Source organism: unidentified bacterial endosymbiont (assembly GCF_918320885.1).
Classification (GTDB): Bacteria; Pseudomonadota; Gammaproteobacteria; order Enterobacterales.
On sequence record NZ_OU907312.1, the window covers coordinates 1,181,175 to 1,197,082 of the forward strand.

The following is a 15,908-nucleotide window of genomic DNA, read 5'->3' on the forward strand; positions in this document are numbered from 1 at the left end:
TTCAGACTTTTCGGGGAATGAACATGGCATCCCCATAGCTGAAAAAGCGATAACAGTGCTCAATAGCGCTCTGATAAGCCTGTATGATCGGCTGATAACCGCCAAAGGCACAGACTAACATCAATAGTGTTGAATGCGGCAGGTGAAAGTTGGTAATGAGTGCATCCACCAGCTGGAAATGATAACCGGGGTAAATAAACAGCCGGGTATCACCCTCAAAGGGGATCAATCGTGGGGCTCCCTGTTGTAGTGCTGCGGCTGCAGCGCTTTCTAAAGCCCGCACGGCGGTTGTGCCGACTGCCACCACTCGGTTACCACGGGCTCTACAAGCTAGTACTGCTTCAACGGCTGTTGCCGCGACCATGACCGATTCAGCGTGCATGACATGATCTTGGATCTGTTCGGCGCGCACCGGCTGAAAAGTACCCGCCCCGACATGCAAGGTGATGGTCGTCATGAGCACCCCTTTTGCCTGTAAGGCCGCTAGCAGTGATTGGTCAAAATGTAAGCCCGCTGTGGGGGCCGCGACCGCACCAGGCACGCGAGCATAGACGGTTTGGTACTGTTCACGATCTGCCTCGCTCTCTGGACGCTGCAGGTAAGGGGGGAGCGGGATATGACCGATAGCGTTCAAAATCGTTAGTAGCGGGCGGTTGTCCTGTAGTTGCAGCTGGAATAGTGCTCCTTGTTGGGCCATGATGATCGCCTGAACGGGTTCATGGCCGGGTGGCGCTTCTAGGGTTAACAGGCTGCCAATTTTCGGTACCTTAGAAGCCCGCAGCTGGACCAACAACGCTTGCTCTGATAGTAGGCGTTCTACCAGCAATTCAACTCGACCGCCGCTGGCTTTACGGCCAAAGAGCCGTGCAGGGATCACTTGGGTGTCATTGAGTACCAGCAAGTCGCCTGGCTGCAGCAGCTGCAGCAGATCGCTAAATACCCCATGGTGGAGGGTGCTAGTAGGATTCTCAAGCCGCAGCAGACGACAGGCAGTGCGCACCGCTGAGGGGTGTGAAGCGATCAGCTCAGGCGGTAGTTCAAAGGTAAAGTCATTAATGTGCATGCGGTGGGGGGTATTCTCTGATCGGTCCCGGAAACAGTGCGCGCCCATTTTACGCTGCGACTTCATCCGTATCAATCAGTATCGAATAAGGAAAAACCCAACCGTATCCTTGACCTGAAGAGCCAGGCTTTACGGGGTGCTCGGTAAAAATTATATTGACTGAACTCTATAGGCGAGTACAATGCCGGCACTATATCATTTCAGAGCACATCGCTCTAGAGATGGTTATTAGCGGGTGTGGTGGAATAGGTAGACACGAAAGACTTAAAATCTTTTGGCGGTTACGCTGTGCCGGTTCGAGTCCGGCCACCCGCACCAATCAGTGGCCGCTAGTTCGCTTAAGCGACCTCTCCCCAATGGCTGTTCTCTGTCTCTAACGTTAACTCACCCCGCAAATTCTGTATCATGGCAGCGCGTCGTTGTTGGGGGCTTAGCGGTCTGTTCAATAGGTAATACAGCTTAGCCACGGTAGCTTCTAGTGTCATATCAAAGCCACTGATTACCCCGATGTTGGCTAGTCCATGCCCATTGGCATAGCGCTGCATATTGACCCTTCCAGATAAACACTGTGTGATATTAATGACTAGAATATCACGCGCAGTCAGTGCCTCAATGGATCGTAGAAAATTAGAACAACTCGGCGCATTACCTAGCCCATAAGTCCGTAGAATCACCGCCTGGAGGGGCTGATGCAATAGCCCTTGAATTAAGCGGCTATCTAGACCAGGGTATAAGGTAATAATAGCGATGGCTTGTGGAGACATCGTATGGACTTTCAACTCACCCAGAAGGGGCAGTGTGAGAGACTTATGGGGCTTGCGAATATGAATACTGGTCTCCACCAGCGGTGGGAAATTGGGTGAGGTAAAGGCAGAAAAGCCATCCGCATGGGCTTTGGTAACTCGGTTTCCGCGAAACAGCTTTTGATCAAAAAACAGGCCTACTTCGTTGATGGGGTGGTGTGCCGCCAGGTAGAGCGCATTCAGCAGATTGCTTTGCCCATCCGAGCGTAGCTCTGAAAGCGGAATTTGAGCACCCGTAATGAGCACCGGTTTGGCTAGATTCTCTAACATAAAAGAGAGTGCAGAAGCAGTAAACGCCATGGTATCTGTACCTTGTAAGATGACAAATCCATCGTAATGCGTATAGTTTTCCTGAATATCTTGAGCGATCTGCTGCCAGATCGCCGGAGACATATCTGAAGAATCAATCAAAGGGTGGTACTCATTGATAACAAAGCTTGGCATCTCTGGGCGATGAAAACGCGGCATTTGCTGGAGCTGTTGTTGTAAATATCCCTTGACGGGCACATAGCCTTGATCGGAACGCTGCATACCAATCGTGCCGCCGGTATAGATAATGTAAATTGTTTTTTTATGCATGGAGACTATCTCATTTCATAGGCTAGCACCCCTAAGGCTAATGACTTGGGGGCACAAAGCGCCAGTGCTGCCTAGTCCTTTTGACAGCTAAAACAGAAGGCGTAACGTCGCAGTGGATCGTTGAAAGCCCCTAGAATTTGGGCCTGGGTCTGATCAAAGAGCTGCTGGAAGGAGCTGATGGATAGGCTCCGGAGTAGTGTCTTGATTGATTGGGCATGATCCACACCAAACAGGTATTCTAACCATTCGCTGGGCTGTGGAGCAAGCCAGATCAAACGGTACTGTTTCAACTGAGCGAGTTCAGCAGCCTGAGCAAGCGCATCATCGAAGTCTCCGAGTTGATCAACCAGCCCTTTATCATAGGCCTCTTGTCCTAGCCACACCCTCCCTTGAGCTAAGGCCTCTACCTCTTTTAAACTTTTATGCCGAGCCTTAGCGACCAATTCGATGAATTGACTGTACCCTTTCTCTACACTGATTTGGATTAGCTCCGATAGGGCAGGTGATAGGGATCTATTAACACTAAAATTCGCTAAGGATGAGGTGGTCACGCCATCCGCCTGTAGACCAATACTTCTGAAACTGTTTTCAAAGGTATGAATAATCCCAAAAATGCCAATGGAACCGGTGACCGTAGAGGCATTAGCCACTATATGATCGGCCGCTGAAGCGATCCAATACCCTCCAGAGGCTGCAGCACCACCCATGGAGACCACGACGGGTTTACCAGCATACTTTAGGGCAGTCACTTGACTGCGGATCGCTTCCGAGGCCTGAACGCTGCCACCAGGGCTGTTAATATGGAGGATGACCGCTTTGATTTTTTTATCATAGCAGGCTTGTCGTAATAACTTAACGGTGGTTTCACTCCCGACTGATCCCGGTTTAGCTACTCCATAAATGAGTGGACCATTGGCGACCACGACAGCAATGTGCGGTAAACGGCCTGGATCGGGCTGTGAAGCGTGTTTCTGTGAGGGATTATAGTCATAAATGCTCACAGCATTTAGGGCTTCATTTTTAGCCTGTTTTCCGAAGAAAGTCAGCAGTGATTCGCGGTTCTCATGAGCGCTGATCAGCTGATCGACCCACTGATGCTGCAAAGCATATTGGGCATTATCGCCTTGAAGGCGTCGTAAATCCTCAATATAGCTTGCCGGTTCTGGTGTCAGTGTGCGCTTGGGAAGCTGTCGATTAGCGGCAATGTCATCAATGAAGGATTGCCATAATCTCTGCAAACGCTGTTGTTCATCGGCACGAACCTCCGGGGACATATCATCGCGGAGTAGGGGTTCAACGGCTGATTTGTAGGTGCCCACTCGGAAAATATGCGTCGATATTTTTAAGTTATCTAATAGGGTTCTGTAGTAGAAATTTTCTCGAGCCAGACCATATAAATCGACTGAACCATGAGGTGCCAGGGCAATAGTGGTGGCGAAGCTAGCCAAGTAGTATTGATCTTGGGTATAGCTGTCTCCAAAAGCATAAATGGGCTTACCGCTGTTACGAAATTCAGTGAGCGCTTTACCGATATAGCGTAGTGCTGGCTGATTAGCGCCGTCGAAATTTTGTAAGGAGAGTACTATCCCCTTAATGTTGGGATCGCTCTTGGCTTGACGAATCGCGCCGACGATTTCAAAGAGAGCATTGCCGAGGGCAGGCGATCGAGTCGCCCACTGATGGAACCAGCCACGTGACTGTTGTCTAAGGGGGATACTATCCGTGATTCGGCCCTGGAGATCGAGCACCAAAGCGCCTGGTTTAATCCCAGCGCCCCGCTGTTCTATTTTATTGCCGTATTGAAAGATAAAGGTCACTGCAGCCAGGGCACAACCAACGAAGAGGAGATTTTGTACGGCAGTGCGTATAAAACTCAATAGCCGCCAGAGCCAGCAGCAGACTGTGGTGATAGTCCGCCATAATTTATGCATAATGTTCCCAATGATTAGATAATCAACAGTGTACTAGTTTAGTCTACTTATCCCTATAAGCGCATTAAAAGTTCTTCAACCTAATAACGTCACCAATGTTATACTCCCAATGGTGAGTGCCCCTGGTGTCGTCATCCATGAATAGAGAGTAGAGCCATTAGCCATGAGAGGAGTGCGCGTCTCCAAAGCAGTGATTCCAGTAGCTGGCTTAGGTACACGAATGTTACCTGCCACCAAAGCCATCCCCAAAGAGATGTTACCCTTAGTTGATAAACCTTTAATTCAATATATCGTTCATGAGTGTATTGGTGCAGGAATCAACCAGATCATACTGGTGACCCATGCCTCTAAAAACTCCATTGAAAATCATTTTGATACTAGTTTTGAGTTAGAAGCGGCCCTAGAAAAACGGGTCAAGCGTCAGTTACTATCAGAAATAGCGGCTATCTGCCCAGACAATGTCACCATTATGCAGGTGCGCCAAGGACTGGCCAAAGGGTTAGGACATGCCATCTTGTGTGCACAGCCCTTAGTGGGTGATGAGCCGTTTGCCGTCATCTTGCCGGATGTCATTATGGATCCAGCGAATGAGTCCGCTAATTTAAGCGCGCTGTGCCAGCGTTTTGAACGGAGTGGGAACGCCCAGCTCATGGTCGAGCAAGTTTCCCCTGCTATCGTGACGGAGTATGGCATTGTCGATTGTGGGGGTGCTTCTTTAGCGCCTGGGGAAAGCACAAGCATCCATCATATGGTAGAAAAACCAACGGTTGAAGAAGCGCCCTCCCATTTAGCTGCTGTAGGGCGTTATATCTTTTCCTCGGCGATCTGGCGGCCGTTGGCCATGATCACCCCTGATCAACACCAGGAAATTCAACTGACCCAAGCCATAGTACGCTTACTGGCTGAACAGCCCGTAGAAGCGTACCGGCTGATTGGTCGTACTCATGATTGTGGTAATAAATTGGGCTATTTACAGGCTTTTGTCGAACATGGCCTGCAGCATGCGGAATTAGGTCAAGCTTTCGAAGCTTGGCTATCCCAGCGATTAGCTAAAATTCATTCAACTTCTTTTGCACAGGACAGGACAGCTTAATTAGCTATGAAAGTGACAGTTTTTGGAATCGGCTATGTTGGATTAGTACAGGCTGCCGTATTGGCTGAAGTAGGACATGAGGTGATCTGTGTTGACACCAATCAGCAAAAAATTGCTGACTTAAATCGTGGCATTATCCCTTTTTATGAACCAGGATTATCAGCACTTGTTCAGCAAAATCACGCCGCCGGGCGGCTGATCTTTAGCAGCGAAGCGGCAGCAGGGATCGCTTATGGTGAAATCCAATTTATTGCGGTAGGAACGCCTGCTACTGCCCAGGGATCAACCGATTTGCAGGCACTATTCACGGTTATTCAGACCATTGCTGAACAGATGATAGATAGAAAAGTCATCATTAATAAATCAACTGTCCCAGTAGGCACGGCAGAGCAGGGAAGGGTGCTTATCGAGCAGGTATTACAGCGGCGTGGCATTGACTTGCCTTTTGATGTGGTTTCCAATCCAGAATTTCTTAAAGAGGGGGCTGCCATCGCTGACTGTATGCGCCCAGAACGCATTGTGATAGGGACTGATAATCCACGCATTAAAACGCTGATGGGTGAGCTGTATGCCCCCTTCAATCGTAACCATGATCGACTATTTTTCATGGATCAACGCAGTGCTGAATTAACCAAATATGCTGCTAATTGCCTATTAGCCACTAAGATTAGTTTTATGAATGAGATGGCTAATTTAGCCGAGCGGTTAGGGGTTGATATCGAAAAAGTGCGGCTAGGAATTGGATCAGACAGCCGTATCGGTTATCATTTTATCTATCCGGGCTGTGGTTATGGTGGTTCCTGTTTTCCCAAAGATATCCAATCACTGATTTGTAGCTCTGAAGCCATTGGTTATCAGCCAAAGCTATTGCAAGCGGTAGAAGTGATCAATCAACAACAAAAACAGCAGCTCTTTTATAAGATACAGCGTCACTTTAAGCAGTCGCTGAACGGGCGGCGGTTTGCGCTATGGGGTGCTGCTTTTAAACCTAATACGGATGATATTCGTGAAGCCCCTAGTCGGGTTTTGATGGAAGCGCTGTGGCAAGCAGGTGCTCAGGTGCAGCTGTTTGATCCACAAGCCATGGGAGAAATAGCACGCGTGTACGGACAGCGTGCGGATCTTCAATTAATGCCGACTAAAGAAGCAGCGCTGCAAGGGGCTGATGCGTTGGTTATCTGCACTGAATGGCAAAACTTTAGAGCACCGGATTTCAGCTATTTAAAGAAGCAATTACGCCACCCTTTAATCTTTGATGGCCGTAATCTTTATGATCCTGAACAGTTAGTTCAACTAGGATTTACTTACTATGGAGTAGGTCGAGGACAAAGAGTACTGTAACTGTAACGGCGTGGGAGGGTCAACCCCTAGGAAAACTCATCCATTATTGGAGATCCTAGCTAGTTTGTCGCTATCTTGGATGGTGATATAGCGGCCTTTAATCATCAGGATGCCGCTCTCTTGTAGGTTGCTAAACAGCCGACTAATCGTTTCAAGAGATAACCCCAAATAGTTGCCAATTTCAGTATGAGACATAGAGAGGCGCAAGCTTGTTGGGGAGAGGCCACGTTGTGCTCTGTTGCAGATTAACTTATAAATAAAAGTGGCTAATCCTGTTTTCGCTTTTTTTCTGGTTATCGAGAGGTTCTCTTGGTCATACTGGATATGACGGCTCATTAAGCGTAGCAGTTGCCGACGGAGGGATGGGATCTTACTAGAGAGGTGCTCTAAGTTTTCAAAAGGGATTTCACACACCATGGAGGTATCGAGCACCCGGGCAGAGGTAGGGTAACGTAGGGTATTAATAGCATCAAACCCGAGGATATCGCCAGTCGAGTAAAAAGCGGTAATTTGTTCTTTACCTTGCTGTGTGACCGTGTAACTTTTAATGATCCCAGAACGAATAGCGTATAAAGCAGTCAGTTTGTCACCCGATTCGAAAAGTAATTGACCTCTATGCAGGGGTTTTTTGCGCAAAATGATGCTATCTAGTTGATTAGTCTCGTAGTGGTTTAATGTGGAGGGGATACAAAATTGATTAGAGATACAGTCTTGGCAGCGAGTGGAAGTCGTCATGGGTTATTCTTCCTTGATTATTTAACATAATATACATTATACGAACTACTGGAGCGTTCGTAAGGGGTCTAAGTCATCCAACAGACTTAAAACACCCAACGCCCATGATAGTAACTCCTACAAAACTGTCAAGCAACCTAAAATGCTACAACTGTGCTAAAAAAGCTCTAGATATTCCAGTAGTTATTACTTTTTATTATATCAACTGCTGAATTGGTTATGAGCAGCTGGGCTGAGGTCGCGGTCGCTCCTCACTGCGTTGCGGTACCCGCGCTTCCTCATCCCAGCTGCTCTAAATCCTCTCAGCCTGGATCAACAGCAGTAATGCACCGACCTGAAGACGGAGAGCCACTCTAGCGCTTGTTTGCAAACGGCTTCCTTTACAACGGCTTCAAGCAAGACTACCTTTACAACTGACGAAAGTTCAAGGCTATCTAATCAAGGAAGACTTAAAATGTTTGACTATCGAAACACCTTAACTCCTGAACAAGATTCCATACTTGCGGTTTTTAATACGCGAAAAGGAGATCGCAGCTATCAAAATTCTGTCCTAGCAATGGCCGACAGCATTGTTGCACACCCCAATCAGGTGTTGGATGATAAGGGACCGAAATATTTAGCCACATTGGCGTGGGTACTAGGCGACTTGGCAGGAAGAGAGGAGACTTGCGTACAGGCACTTGAGTCATTGTCAATATATATAATGCAGAGAACTAACGCCATGCGGGTTTTCAACCCTCGAGAATTAATTTTGGTCGCGAACGGCATTACCAGGGCTGCTGGCTCTCGGTGGTCACCGCCTATTATTAATGCCATTAATGAGATAGTCAGGCGCCTCAATGATAGAGATGATCTCATTACCAGGGAGTTTATGCCAAACATGCTAGCGGATACAGTAAACAGTTTGAGTAGATTGGCTTGGCTGGATGGTCCAGAAGAATCCATCGTGCAGTTGAATCAGATCGCTACGATGATATCACAACGTCAGTACGATCTAGATAGGTGCAGTATTCAGGATTTATCCTGTATTTTGCAAGGTTTAACCAGCGTTTTACCAGATCCAGTTGCTCGTGGAGCAATTAACTTGATCGCAGAGCATCTTCTGGTGAATTGGGAAACAGCTGTGCTACAGGGATCACCACAGCACCTTCTCAATTTGCAGCAGAATTTAGTTGAATCAATTGGACTAGCGAATATGCCTAGTGTAGCGCCTGCAATAAGCCGAATTGCAGAGCTCATGAGCCAAGATGGAGTATCCCTGACAACGTTAGAGCCAAACCAGTTGGTTAATTTAGCTCACACTCTTTCAGAGGTACTTAGTCTGCCTCATGTTCCAGGAGCTGTGCATTCAATGGCGCGCTACATCAATAGTGAGTCATTGAATCTAGAATTATTATCGCCAGCACAGCTAGCTACTTTAACTACTTCTTTTCTAGCTGCTTTGAGTACTTTCCCCAACCCCTATGATCCCATTCCAAATGATTATAGAAGAAACCATGGTAGAGCAATTGCCAAGATTGCGTTCGCTGTTAAGCGAGTGCACCGTGCTCAGGAAACTCTTATTAATACAGAAGATGTAAGGCACCTATTCCTGGGATTTGTGACTACTGCACACATTATTGAGGCTGAAAGGACAGAGGGGATATTTTATCCGGAGGACCTCCGAACGCTACGCAATACTGCGACTGTTTTTTCCAACAGTTACAGAAACTTAAGGGAGGATATCAATGCATTTAATCCCCAGAACCTCGAGCTACCATCCGCAAGGCTCGGCTTAGCCGGGAGCGTCATGGAAGAACTGGGTGCCCTCCCAATACAGGGTAATCTCCGCGGAAATCCTAGAGGATAGGCTATTGTTGAAGGGAGTTAACTGTCAGAATATTTCACAGTTCTTAAGCCGCGGTTCCTCACTGGTTAGAAAACCGTCGGTGAGGGCCGCGCGTATCATCCCTCTGGCTAGTGAGCTGTAGCGAGCAGTGCCTTAACCGCAGGTCCAATCTCCACTAAGTTACGAACGGTGGTGACCCCACTGGCCGTCAGCGCTGTAAATTTCTCTTCAGCACTCCCCTTCCCCCCGGCAATAATAGCACCAGCATGCCCCATACGTTTACCCTTAGGCGCGGTGACTCCGGCGATATAAGCGACCACTGGCTTGGTCACCTGAGCTTGAATATAGGCTGCTGCCTCCTCTTCCGCCGTACCACCAATCTCTCCGATCAGGACAATCGCTTCGGTTTGAGGATCGGCTTGGAACAGCGCTAAGATATCAATAAAGCTGCTGCCAGCAATGGGATCGCCGCCAATGCCGACACAAGTGGACTGCCCTAACCCAACTTCAGTGATCTGCTGCACCGCTTCATAGGTCAAGGTTCCCGAACGGGAGACGACACCAACAGTGCCTGGATGATGGATATCTGCTGGCATAATCCCTATTTTACAACTACCCGGCGTGATCACGCCGGGACAGTTCGGGCCAATCATCCGCACCCCCGTTTGCTGTAACTTGGCCTTAATCACCACCATATCTAAGACCGGGATCCCTTCAGTGATGCAGACAATCAGTTTAATCCCTGCCTCAATAGCCTCTAGGATAGCATCCTGACACAGCGGTGCTGGCACATAGATCACCGAAGCCGTGGCTTGGGTTTCTGTCACCGCCTCACGCACCGTATTAAAGACTGGCAGCCCTAGATGCTGAGTGCCGCCCTTACCAGGGGAGACCCCCCCCACCAGCTGGGTCCCATAGGCCAGCGCTTGCTGTGAATGTAAGGTGCCCTGGCTACCGGTAAAGCCCTGACAAATGACCCGGGTCTGTTGATCAATCAAGATAGACATGCTTGCCTCTGTGTTGGTCTGCTTTTGGCGGCACTCACTACATAGGCTGCCGCCTGATCTAAATTATTTTGCGCGATAATATTTAGGCCACTCTCTGCCAGTTTGGCAGCGCCTAATAACGAATTGTTACCCTGTAACCTAACAACGACGGGCACTGCTACACCCACCTCAGCTACTGCGGCAATAATGCCATCGGCAATCAGATCGCAACGGACAATGCCGCCAAAAATATTCACTAAAACAGCTTCGACGTTTGGATCGGAAAGTATCAGTTTAAAGGCATGTACTACCCGCTCTTGGGTAGCGCTACCGCCGACATCTAGGAAATTAGCGGGCATGCCGCCATGTAGCTGCACCATATCCATGGTCGCCATCGCTAGCCCTGCCCCATTAACCATACAACCAACATTCCCACTCAGGGAAACATAGTTTAGCTCCCATTCAGCAGCTTCAGCTTCTCGAACATCTTCTTGCGTGATATCCTGCAGTTGACGTAGCTCGGGTTGACGAAATAGCGCATTGTCTTCCACAACCAATTTGGCATCTAAGCAGTGCAATTGTCCTTGTGGGGTGATGACCAGCGGGTTTATTTCAATCAGCGCTAAATCATGGCTTATAAATAGCTTGGCCAACCCCATGAATAACCGACTAAACGGGTGTACCAAGGCGGCCGTTAATCCCAATTGAAAGGCTAGCTGCCGGCCTTGAAAAGGCTGTGGCCCGGTGAGTGGATCAATGCTGACTTGATGAATCAAATGCGGGGTCTGTTGGGCGACCTCTTCAATGTCGACACCACCGGCTGTAGAGGCCATAAAGGTAATGCGGTGGGTGTTGCGATCGATTACCGCCCCTAAGTAGAGCTCCTGTTCAATATCCAGCGTCTGATCAACCAAAATCTGGCTGACCAATTGACCCTGCTCATCAGTCTGGTTTGTCACCAAGCGCTGCCCTAGCCACTGCTGCGCAAAATCACCCACTGCTTGCCGACTGCGCAGCAGCTTTACGCCACCGACCTTACCCCGTCCCCCAGCGTGCACTTGGCATTTAACCACCCACTGGTCACCCCCCAGTTGATCGGTCGCTGCTAATGCCTGCTGGGGTGTGGTGCAGACGATCCCCAAAGAGACCGGTAAGCCGGCCTGCGCCAAGAGCTGCTTCGCCTGATATTCATGTAAATTCATGCGTGGTTATCCATCTATAGGTAGATATTTATCAAGGTGTGTTGTAAACAGCACAGTGATGACGAATGCTAATAGTCTCTCTTATTAAACTTCCAGTAATAGCCGGATGGGCGCTTCGAGTGCTTCCTTTACGGCCACTAAGAAGCTCACCGAGGCTTGTCCATCAATCAATCGATGATCATAGGAGAGTGCTAAATACATCATCGGTAAAATCACCACCTGACCATTGATCGCCATCGGGCGCTCCTTGATAGCATGCATCCCCAAGATGCTGCTCTGAGGGGGATTAATAATAGGGGTGGACATCAGTGATCCAAACAGCCCACCATTGGTGATAGTAAAGCTTCCGCCCGTCAAATCATCCACGGTGAGTTTACCATCTCGTCCTTGCTGGGCGAGCGTTTTAATCTGCTGCTCAATCTGCGCCATACTGTGTGCTGCACAGTGACGCAACACAGGCGTCACTAACCCACGGGGAGTGGAGACTGCAATACTAATATCCACCTGTGGATAGTACACAATGTCATTTCCCTCTAGGCAGGCGTTGATAATCGGCCAGCGTTGCAGCGCTAAAACGACTGCTTTAACAAAGAAGGACATAAAGCCCAACCGCACACCGTGCTGCTTCTCAAAGGTCTCCCCCAGTTCGCGGCGAAGTTGCATCATTGGCTGCATATTAACTTCGTTAAAGGTAGTTAACATGGCGGTGCTCTGTTTTGCTTCTAGTAACCGTTCAGCGATCCGCTGGCGCAAACGATTCATGGGAACCCGACGAGGTTGCTCCAAGGGGTTTTGGGGTGCCAGAGTGGTGACCACTGGGTTAGCTAGAGGCACTTTAATGGGCACTACCGGCTTAGTGAGATGCTGTTCGATATCTTGAGGCGTCAAACGGCCCTTGATTCCACTTCCAGATAGCTGGCTACCCTCCAGATCATGCTCCGCAAGCAAGCGTCGGACGGCCGGGCTCACCACATTATGGGCCCCTTCACTAGCTGCAGGGGCATCGTGGTTAATCGCGACGATACTAGGAAAGGCTAGTGTTTCATTCAAACTCGGTGAAGGAGTAGCGTCAGTAGCACCCGGTAGCAGATAGCCCAAGGGTTGACGACTGACCACTGTGGCCCCCTCGACCTGCAAAATCTCCTGTAATACTCCGGCGGTGGTGGCGGGAACCTCTAGAACAACTTTATCAGTTTCAATTTCAACCAACACTTCATCACACTGTACCGCATCTCCTGGCTGTTTATGCCAGGTCGCTACGGTGGCATCCGCCACTGATTCTGGTAAATCAGGAACCATAATTTCAATTTTTTTCATCATTCACGCACGCATTATTTAAGGGAAAGAGCGACTGCCCATCGATGACCTTGCTGGAAGGCTATTAGCAACCTACGGGTGATTATCCAGCGTTACTGATGGCGCTTCTTGACTAAAGAGACCGGTTGTAACACGCTATCCTCTGTGCAATTCAAGGCGGTCTCTACTAACTGGCGCTGCTGGTGTTGATGCCGAGCTAAAGAACCTACCGCTGGTGCTGCAGCCTCGGGGCGCCCCACATAGTGTAAGATCTGTTGTGGGACGATCTGCGCGATCAGCGGTGCCAAATGAGCCTGCATAAATGCCCAGGCCCCTTGATTCATCGGCTCCTCTTGACACCAGATGAAACGCTGTGCGTGTGCATACTGACACACCAGCTGATGTATCACTGGCTGCGGAAAGGGGTAGAGCTGCTCAATGCGGATCAGGGCAATCTGCCGAGCATCCTGTTTCTGTCGCTGCTCCAACAGATCATAGTAGACTTTGCCACTACAGAAAATGACTCTGCTCACCTTATCACTCCCTCGATCGCTCTTTTCCGCGATGACCGGTTGCCAAGCACCTTCGGCTAATTCGGTCAGCGTGGCAGTAGCTAGCGGGTGACGTAACAGCGATTTTGGTGACAAAATAATCAGTGGTCGACGTCGGGAGTGGAGCGCTTGACGACGGAGTAGATGGTAGATCTGGCCCGCATGGGAGGGGATACACACCTGCAAGTTCTGTTCCGCACACAGCTGTAAATAGCGTTCTAGGCGGGCTGATGAGTGCTCAGGCCCCTGCCCTTCATAGCCATGCGGTAATAATAGGGTGATACCACACTGCTCACCCCACTTCTGCTCACTCGCACTGATAAATTGGTCAAAGACTACTTGGGCACCATTGGCAAAATCACCAAATTGCGCTTCCCAAATCACCAAGGCTCGTGAGGCAGTTAAAGCGTAACCATATTCAAAAGCCAAGACTGCAGCTTCAGAGAGTGTAGAATCCCAGATCTGAAAGCGGCCCTGTTGTGGCTGTAGGTGGGCAAGCGGTATATAACAGCGATCTTCTTGTTGATGATGTAGCACCACATGGCGATGGAAAAAGGTACCACGGCCACTATCCTGACCAGATAGTCGCACATCAATACCTTGCGCCAACAGGGTGGCATAAGCCAGGGTTTCGGCCCCCCCCCAATCAAAAGGCTGCTCTCCTGCAACCATCTGGTCTCTGTCTCGGTAAATTTTATCCACCCGCGGATGTAACAGATAATCCTCTGGATAGTGGCAATTTCGCCGACCTAAACGCTGTAAAGTCGCTTGATCAAGTGCTGTACTGGGATCTGCTGGAGTAGTCTCAGCGACGTTCGAGGTGGGACCCATCATCTGGGTCATGGTGGCCACGATCGGATCACCCTGCTGTAAGGTGGTTCGATAGGCTGATGCCAACTGGTCAGCCATCTGCTCATGGATCACTGCAGCCTGGAGTAACTGATGAGCATAACGCGTACGGAGTGTTGGCTGCTGCTTAATACAACGGTACATTAATGGCTGAGTGGCGCTAGGTTCATCGGCTTCATTGTGACCATGGCGGCGATAACTAACTAGATCGATCACGATGTCACGCCGAAAAGTTTGTCGAAAATCAAGGGCTAACTGGGCCACTCGCAGAACTGCTTCAGGATCATCCCCATTCACATGGATGATCGGCGCTTCAATAAACTTGGCAATATCAGTACAGTAGTAGGCTGAGCGGGTGTGATGATCACTGGTGGTAAACCCCAGTTGGTTATTGATCACGAGGCGTATGGTCCCGCCCACGCGATAGCCGGGGAGTTGTGACAGATTAAGGGTTTCCTGAACCACCCCCTGGCCAGCAAGCGCAGAATCACCATGCAGGGTTATCGCCAGCGTCTGTGATCCCTGCTCATCACCACCTTGATCTTGATGAGCCCGCGTCACACCCATGACCACGGGATTCACAATTTCCAGATGGGATGGGTTAAATAGCAAGGATAGAGAGACCGGACCAGCAGTGCCCTGGATAGTAGAATAGAATCCTTGGTGATATTTGACATCACCACTGCCCTGAACCAGCTTATCCGCTTTGCCAGCAAAAGCGGCAAATAGATCCCCGGGTGGTTTACCCAGTACGTTCACTAAGACATTCAAGCGGCCCCGATGTGCCATACCGAGCACCACCTGCTGTATGCCCTGTTGCCCTGCTTGATCAATCCAATAGTTGAGCAACGGGATCATGACATCGCTGCCCTCCAGCGAAAAACGTTTGGCTCCAGGAAATTGTGTCGCCAAGTAGCGCTCTAGCCCCTCAGCAGCGGTGAGCTGCTGCAATAACCAGTGTTGCAATCCTGGGGTACTGGGGGGTTGTGGATCAGCGGATTCCAGTCGTTGCTGGAGCCAAGCTCGCTCTGAAGCACTGCTCAAATGCATGTATTCTATGCCAATCGAACCACAGTAGATCTGTTGCAACCAGTCATAGAGCTCACCTAGCGTGCGAAGGGGTCGTTGACTGTTGAGAGCACCAATGTCAACCAAAGTGTCTCTATCGCTCGACGTAAACTGATGAAATTCTAGTTGCAGCGACGCGAGCAAGGTAGGTACACGTCTATTTAAAGGATCAAGTTGCGCTTGCCGGTGGCCATCAGTGCGAAAGGCATTGATTAACGGCAATAATTGCTGGAGTTGATAGTTTGGTTGGGTAGACGATACTGAGCTGATGACGGTCTGGTGCGTTTTAGGTGCAGGGCGCGGAGATGATTTTGCAGGATCGGGGGGAGGCAATTGTTCAAATAGCGCTTGCCAGCCAACGTCCACCTGCTGTGGATCGCTTAAGTAAGCCTCATAAAGCTGTTCAATATAGGTCTGATTACTGCCTGTTAACGGTGAGATCTCTAGCCTAGATCGGTGGTTGTTATTCTGCATGATCTGTTTACCATCTGTAGAGAGCGATGGTGATCGCTGTGGTTCGGATGTTAACACGATGTGTGATTATACCATACATCCTTGTCACCTCAGCTTAGACCTCGACCAC

At 49.4% G+C, this 15,908-nt stretch carries 11 protein-coding genes and 1 tRNA gene; 4 read left to right on the forward strand and 8 right to left on the reverse strand.

The features are described 5' to 3' along the window. Position 1: 1 nt before the first annotated feature. A complete protein-coding gene (gene queA, locus NL324_RS06085; RefSeq protein WP_253306746.1) occupies positions 2-1,063 on the reverse strand; it encodes a tRNA preQ1(34) S-adenosylmethionine ribosyltransferase-isomerase QueA in 1,062 nt (353 codons plus the stop codon). Positions 1,064-1,294: 231 nt separating this feature from the next. On the opposite strand from queA, the gene NL324_RS06090 reads away from it, so the two are divergent. Continuing rightward, positions 1,295-1,381 (forward strand) — tRNA-Leu (locus NL324_RS06090). A 20-nt stretch (positions 1,382-1,401) separates the two neighbouring features. Here NL324_RS06090 and ansA read toward each other — a convergent pair. Then, complete coding sequence (ansA, locus tag NL324_RS06095; RefSeq protein ID WP_253306747.1) at positions 1,402-2,445, reverse strand: asparaginase; 1,044 nt, start codon at positions 2,443-2,445, stop codon at positions 1,402-1,404. Positions 2,446-2,516: 71 nt separating this feature from the next. Continuing rightward, positions 2,517-4,376 carry a signal peptide peptidase SppA gene (gene sppA, locus NL324_RS06100; protein ID WP_253306748.1) on the reverse strand — a complete coding sequence of 620 codons (1,860 nt, stop codon included), beginning with the start codon at positions 4,374-4,376 and terminating at the stop codon, positions 2,517-2,519. A 163-nt stretch (positions 4,377-4,539) separates the two neighbouring features. Here sppA and galU point away from each other — a divergent pair, with 163 nt between their 5' ends. Both galU and NL324_RS06110 read left to right on the forward strand, forming a co-directional pair. Next, entirely contained in the window at positions 4,540-5,469 is a 930-nt protein-coding gene (galU, locus tag NL324_RS06105) for a UTP--glucose-1-phosphate uridylyltransferase GalU (protein ID WP_301282763.1), read from the forward strand. 6 nt (positions 5,470-5,475) lie between these two features. Continuing rightward, a complete protein-coding gene (locus tag NL324_RS06110; protein WP_253306749.1) occupies positions 5,476-6,810 on the forward strand; it encodes a UDP-glucose dehydrogenase family protein in 1,335 nt (444 codons plus the stop codon). A 36-nt stretch (positions 6,811-6,846) separates the two neighbouring features. Here the strand turns inward: NL324_RS06110 and fnr are convergent, their stop codons facing one another. Then, on the reverse strand, positions 6,847-7,545 hold the full coding sequence (gene fnr, locus NL324_RS06115; RefSeq protein WP_253306750.1) for a fumarate/nitrate reduction transcriptional regulator Fnr: 699 nt from the start codon (positions 7,543-7,545) through the stop codon (positions 6,847-6,849). Positions 7,546-7,999: 454 nt separating this feature from the next. On the opposite strand from fnr, the gene NL324_RS06120 reads away from it, so the two are divergent. Beyond that, entirely contained in the window at positions 8,000-9,394 is a 1,395-nt protein-coding gene (locus NL324_RS06120; RefSeq protein WP_253306751.1) for a hypothetical protein, read from the forward strand. A gap of 107 nt (positions 9,395-9,501) precedes the next feature. Here the strand turns inward: NL324_RS06120 and sucD are convergent, their stop codons facing one another. From sucD to NL324_RS06140, 4 genes are all read right to left on the reverse strand, one after another. After that, a complete protein-coding gene (gene sucD / locus NL324_RS06125; RefSeq protein WP_253306752.1) occupies positions 9,502-10,380 on the reverse strand; it encodes a succinate--CoA ligase subunit alpha in 879 nt (292 codons plus the stop codon). Beyond that, positions 10,368-11,561: an ADP-forming succinate--CoA ligase subunit beta gene (gene sucC, locus NL324_RS06130; protein WP_253306753.1), complete on the reverse strand. Its 1,194-nt coding sequence runs from the start codon at positions 11,559-11,561 to the stop codon at positions 10,368-10,370. The genes sucD and sucC overlap by 13 nt, the downstream gene beginning before the upstream one ends. Positions 11,562-11,645: 84 nt before the next feature. Continuing rightward, on the reverse strand, positions 11,646-12,878 hold the full coding sequence (gene odhB, locus NL324_RS06135) for a 2-oxoglutarate dehydrogenase complex dihydrolipoyllysine-residue succinyltransferase (RefSeq protein WP_253307148.1): 1,233 nt from the start codon (positions 12,876-12,878) through the stop codon (positions 11,646-11,648). Between the two features lie 92 nt (positions 12,879-12,970). Beyond that, entirely contained in the window at positions 12,971-15,799 is a 2,829-nt protein-coding gene (locus NL324_RS06140; RefSeq protein ID WP_253307149.1) for a 2-oxoglutarate dehydrogenase E1 component, read from the reverse strand. Positions 15,800-15,908: the final 109 nt, after the last annotated feature.